Source organism: Aestuariivirga sp., assembly GCF_037139295.1.
Classification (GTDB): Bacteria; Pseudomonadota; Alphaproteobacteria; order Rhizobiales; family Aestuariivirgaceae; genus Aestuariivirga.
Genome location: NZ_JBAXGR010000160.1, coordinates 1 through 5,282, shown reverse-complemented (window position 1 = coordinate 5,282; position 5,282 = coordinate 1). Strand labels below are relative to the sequence as shown.

Here is a 5,282-nt window from a genome sequence, read left to right as displayed (position 1 = left end):
GGAAGGACCCAAGCTCTGCGGCGACTGCAGTCGCCGCAGAGCTTGGGTCCTTCCGCAAGGATTCGAGAAGTGCTTTGGCCGCTGCACCTGCGTCCGGACTGTGCTTTTCAGGATTGATGTAAACCTGCTCGAAGGCAATCTCCGGCGGCTTGCGGAACACATCGGGGCGAGTATCAAGGTATGCTTGGAGCTGGGCATCGGTCGGGGGTGTGGCCTCCGCCTCTGCATCACTGACGAACTCCATCTTCATGCGCAGCCGTTTGCGGATCACCACATCATCCGTGTCGAGGCCCAGTCGCAATGCCTCGCGAACGTAGATTTCCTCCTTCACGAAATCGTCGATCAGCCCTTTCAGCTCCTGCGCCGTGGGCGGCCGCTGCCACGTCTTGGCGAAGAGACCAGCCAGCTGTTCGATTTTCGCCTGGGTGACGTCGATCGCCGCCATTGCGAGCTCCCGCCGCGACACGAGGCTGTAGGCGGCGAAGACAAGCAAGGCCAGAAGCAGGAAGTGTACGAGCGGCTCGCGGACAAACCGCTGCATGATGGGTGTTCCTAGGGTGTGTACCAGATCGGCGAGGTGTAGGCCCGCTCCTGCGTGGTCATGGGAACGTTGTCCGTCATCTTGATATTGAAGCGCAAGGTGTCATAGGCGGTCCAGCGCGGCGTTGGTATCTCGATGATCTTGGCATAGTAGAAGGCCGCCTGCTTCGGATCGAATTCGGGGTCGGACCAGACGGTGATCAGCTCGGGATCACCGATGGTGTTCTTCCAGGTTGCGCGCGCGACGTCGACGGTATTGCCGACGGCAGGCAGCTTTCCATCCGGCCCCGGAACACGTCCGTCGCTCCATGCCACGTCATAGACTTTCTCATGCGTTTCGCCGCCGGCGTCACGCCAGCCCTTGACGACCTGGATGCGGTCGAGGTTGCCGCTTATCGGATCCTTCATGGCAGCCACGAGGAAGGTCGGCGCCTTGCCTGCAGGCGCCTTGGGCAGGTCACCCCCCATCGGGATGCCCTTCTGATAGCCGGCCGTCGCAGGCATGCGCGTTTCGGCATCCTTGGGGGTGAAATCATAGCCGCCGAAGAAACGCACCGTCATGCGCGTGCCGGTGGTCGCATAGGTCTCCTTGCGTTTCATGGCGTCGAAGATCGCCTCGCGGGTGTTCTCCGTTGCCCAGACGACGGCCAGGCCGCTTGCGGCCTGCTGCCAACCGTAAACATTGAACTCCGGTTTGGGTGCCTGGATCACCACGTGCTCCCAGCGATGGGGCTCAGGCTCGACGCCGGAATGCTTGCCGAAGAAGTTGTCTTCCTCCGCCGTGGACAGCGACGGATGCGAATCGGTGCTGCCGACGAATCCGAACTTGTAGGGGTTCACGCCGAGACTCGCTTCGAGCTTCAAGCCCGTCTTCAGGGCCTCGCGCGCATATTCGTACTTCAGCATGTCCTTGGTCTTGATTTCCGTGCCGTTGAGATTGGCGCGGTCCCAGGTCTCGTAACCCGCAAACTCGTCATTTGGGGAAAGGAAGGGGTGCGACTCGCTATCGCCCTTGATCTGCGTGACCTCGATGAGCGGCTCATACTGGATGCGCTTGGCAGCCAGCTCCTTCGTCAACGGTTTGCCGTCGAAGCTCTCGACGGTGAACATGCGTCCGTTGCTGAGATTACCATTGTGCGGAATGGCAAGAACATCCGAACCGGTCCGCTTCTCGAACTGCGCCATGTAGGACCAGAGGTCTTCCGGGTTCTTGCTGTCGAACTGAGAGAAAGGCAGCGTCTGGTTCGCAACACTCGCGTCGCCCCGGAAGAGAACGTTGCGGTGGAGATTGTATCCGCCAATCGCCGTCCACTCGAAGCCGATCATTGCGGTGAACTGGCCGGGATCATTGTACTTGTCAGCCAGCGCCGTATAGGCCTGCCAGGCATTGCGGACAGCTTTTTCGCTCTTGATCGGCGGTTCATCGCCCGACAGGGAGCCCACGATTGCCATCGCCGTTGCAAAGACTGTGTCGAAATTTCCACTGGTCAGGGCTGCATACCATTCGCGGCCCTTTTCGGTGGACAGGACTTCCGGATCGCCCGCCAGCAGTTGCGGCATCAGACCATACATCTCGGCATGGTCCGAGATCACCAGGAAGTCGAGCGGCCGCGCAAGCTTGGCCCGCAACCCGCCGGTCGAGAGCACCTCCTCACCGCGGGCGAAGCGGTAGGCATCCTCCTGCCCGACACGGTTCAGCGTGCCCGCATCGACCGATACAGCCGTATGAAGATGGGTATCGCCGAAGAGGGGGCGCGTGGGATAGCTGCGCCCGGCGTATGGCGAATACTCCGGCTTGATGACCGCCGCCACATTCGCCGCGGTGATCCCCTCCTCGTTCTCGGGTCCCTGGGCGGCTGCGAGGTGCGCGCAAAGGCAAGTCGCCAGCGCAGTCGTCAACATGAATGCGTATTTCATGCGTTCTCTCCCGTACCGTTTGACAGACGAAAGCGGATCGTGACTTACGGCGTATACCAGATGGGCGACGTGTAAGCACGCTCCTGCACGCTCATCGGCACATTGTCGGACATTTTGATGCCAAAGCGCTTCTGGTCATAGGCAGTCCAGCGCGGTGTCGGAATCTCAATGACGCGGACGTAGTAGACGGCGCGCAGCTTCGGATCGAAGTCAGGATCCTTCCACACGGCAATCAACTCAGGGCTGCCGATGGTGTTGGTCCAGGTGGCATTGGCAACATCCACCGTGTTGCCGACAGGCGGCAGCTTGCCGTCAGCACCGGGTTTGCGACCGTCCGACCAGGCAACGTCATGGACACTCTCCTGAAGTTTGCCGTCAGCATCTGCCCAGGCCTTGATGATCTGGATGCGATCGAGATTGCCGCTCAACGGATCCTTCATGGCTGCGGCGAGGAAAGTTGGGGACTTGCCTGCGGGCGCTGTCAGAAGGTCGCCGCCCATCGGCACGCCCTTGGCATAGCCTGCATCGGCGGGCATGCGCGTCTGGGCGTCGGCGGGCACGAAGTCCCACCCACCGAAGAAGCGCACCAGCATGCGGGGGCCGGTGGTCGAGTAGGCTTCCTTGCGCTTCAGCGCGTCCCAGATCGCCTCGCGGGTATTCTCCGTTGCCCACACACCGGTGTAGCCGGCTGCTGCCGTCTGCCAGCCCTTGATGGTGACCTGGGGAGTCTTGATGACGTCATGCTCCCAGCGGTGCGGTGAGGGTTCAACACCCGTATGCTTGCCAAAGAAATTGTCTTCTTCCGCCGTGGCGAGGCCGGTGTGGGTGTCGGTCCCGCTCACGAAGCCGAACTTGAAGGGGTTTGCGCCAAGCGACGCCTCGAGCTTCAATCCCTCGGCCAGAGCCTGGCGGGCATATTCATGTTCGAGCATGCCGGGCTGCTTCGGCACGCCCGCGAGATTGGCGGCGTCCCACTTTTCGAAGTTGGCAAATTCATCGCTGGGTGACAGTGAAGGGTGGGTTTCACCATCACCCTTGATCTGGGTGATTTCGTACATCGGCTCCCAGCGTGCGCGGGTCTCTGCCCAGTCTCGCGTCAGCGGATTACCTTCGAAGGTCGAGAGCGCGAACATCTTGCCATTGGACAGGTTGCCGTTGTGGGGAATGGCCAGCAGTGATCCGCCGGTCCTTTCCTCCCATTTCGACATCCACTTCCATAAGTCCTCCGGGTTCTCGCTGTCGAAGGTTGTCATCGGCAGCATGTCGTCGGCCTTGTCCTTGCCGTCGCGGTAGATCACGTTGCGATGAAGATTGTCGCCACCGCCGGCATTGCTGGTCCATTCATAGCCAATGAAGGCCGTGAAGCGGCCAGGCTCATTGTATTTCTCCATGATCGCCGTGTTCTTCGCCCAGATCGACATGGCAAGGCGGGGGTCCTTCATAACCGGCGGAACCTTGTTGTTGGACTGGGCGGCGATCATTTCAGAGGCCGCCTGCACGCCCTGTCCCGAAGCCATCATGTCGTGCCAGCGCTTGGCAAGAGGATCGATCATAAGGTTCGGATTGCCGTCCCTGATTTCAAAGATCACGCCGGCGGCATCCGAATGATCAGTCACCGCGGCCCAGTCGAGTGGGCGGCTCAGCCTGGCGGGTTCGCCCAGCGACGAGGTGACCTGCTCGCCACGCGCGAAGCGCAGTGCCTCCTCGGGGCCCAAGGTAGCGCCGAAGGCGCCCGCATCGACGGACCATCCGGTGTGCACGTGCTGGTCACCCCAGAACACGCGGGTCGGATAGTTTCGCCCGGCATAGGGTGAGAAGCCGCGTTTCGGGAAGGCATGTGCCGCCGCTTCCGGGTTGATCATCCCGATATCGTCGGACGCGACGGGGTCCTGTGCCACAGCCATGGCGTTCATCGACACACCAACGAGGCAAACTGCGCCCAACCAGGCAAGGCTCTTTGCAAGGTCTTTCATCGCTTCCTCCGCACCCATCTGAGTTCACAGTAGAATACAAGTGGGGCCGCGCTCAAGTTGTAATTTGCGCCACAACTTCAGATGGGAGTGAACCACAGGGTTGGCGTCACGCATTTTGTCCGGAGCAAGCAGGGCTCGGTTCGGTTGGCTCGTCCAAGCTTCAGAGGCTGTGCTCCAGGGGTCCGCATCCAGACAGGCGAGATAGTGGAGTTATCCCGCATGCTGGATCATGGAACTACAACAATGATGATGGTAGCGGTCGTGCCAGGCGTCGCCTGCAGGCCTGATAGTTATATATCGATATCAATGATATAGCGCTTATAATCTTTTTCCCGCATGGTGCACTACCGAAGCCAGGAGAGCCGAACAGGCGCTATCCTAAACGCGGACAAGCACTGAGGTCGGCGTTCAAAAGCCGAACGAGACCTGAAGCTTGCCTTCCCAAACATCCAGTCCGCTCTGGCCAAAGCTGAGATAGCCGCCGCTTGCTTCGACCTGAACTGAATCGTTGATCAGCATCCGGGCGCCACCGCGCAAGGTCCCAGACCACGCCGAGGGCGTTGCAAGCTCCAGGTCCGCCGTGAGGAACTGGCCGTCGTTCGGTTGATCGAACGCGTAGGTCGCACCAATTTCAGCGAAGGGCATGACAGTCGTTCCGTTTTCAAGGACGAAGATACGGCTGAATTCCGTTGACGCTTCCACAATGCCAAATTTGAAATTGTCTTCGGGAAAGGCGACATCGATGGGAAAGCCAATCACAGTCCCCTTGAGGTCATAACCGTCGCTCTCGATGTAGGAATAGGCCAACAAATCACTATTTTATTGGCTATCCCGCAACTTCTGGAGTCTTCA

The 5,282-nt window shown here is 60.1% G+C and carries 3 protein-coding genes and 1 pseudogene; all 4 read right to left on the bottom strand.

Annotated elements, in window-relative coordinates; translation table 11 throughout:
- A pseudogene (locus WCJ41_RS19980) lies at nucleotides 1-541 on the bottom strand (peptidyl-prolyl cis-trans isomerase); the annotation flags it as partial.
- An 11-nt stretch (nucleotides 542-552) separates the two neighbouring features.
- The gene (locus WCJ41_RS19975) at nucleotides 553-2,457 is read right to left on the bottom strand and encodes a DUF3604 domain-containing protein (RefSeq protein WP_336907595.1); all 1,905 of its coding nucleotides are present in this window, start codon (nucleotides 2,455-2,457) and stop codon (nucleotides 553-555) included.
- A 44-nt stretch (nucleotides 2,458-2,501) separates the two neighbouring features.
- Entirely contained in the window at nucleotides 2,502-4,370 is a 1,869-nt protein-coding gene (locus tag WCJ41_RS19970) for a DUF3604 domain-containing protein (protein WP_336907596.1), read from the bottom strand.
- A gap of 468 nt (nucleotides 4,371-4,838) precedes the next feature.
- Nucleotides 4,839-5,237, bottom strand: coding sequence for a hypothetical protein (locus WCJ41_RS19965; protein ID WP_336907594.1), 399 nt, complete (start codon nucleotides 5,235-5,237; stop codon nucleotides 4,839-4,841).
- Between the last annotated feature and the right edge of the window lie 45 nt (nucleotides 5,238-5,282).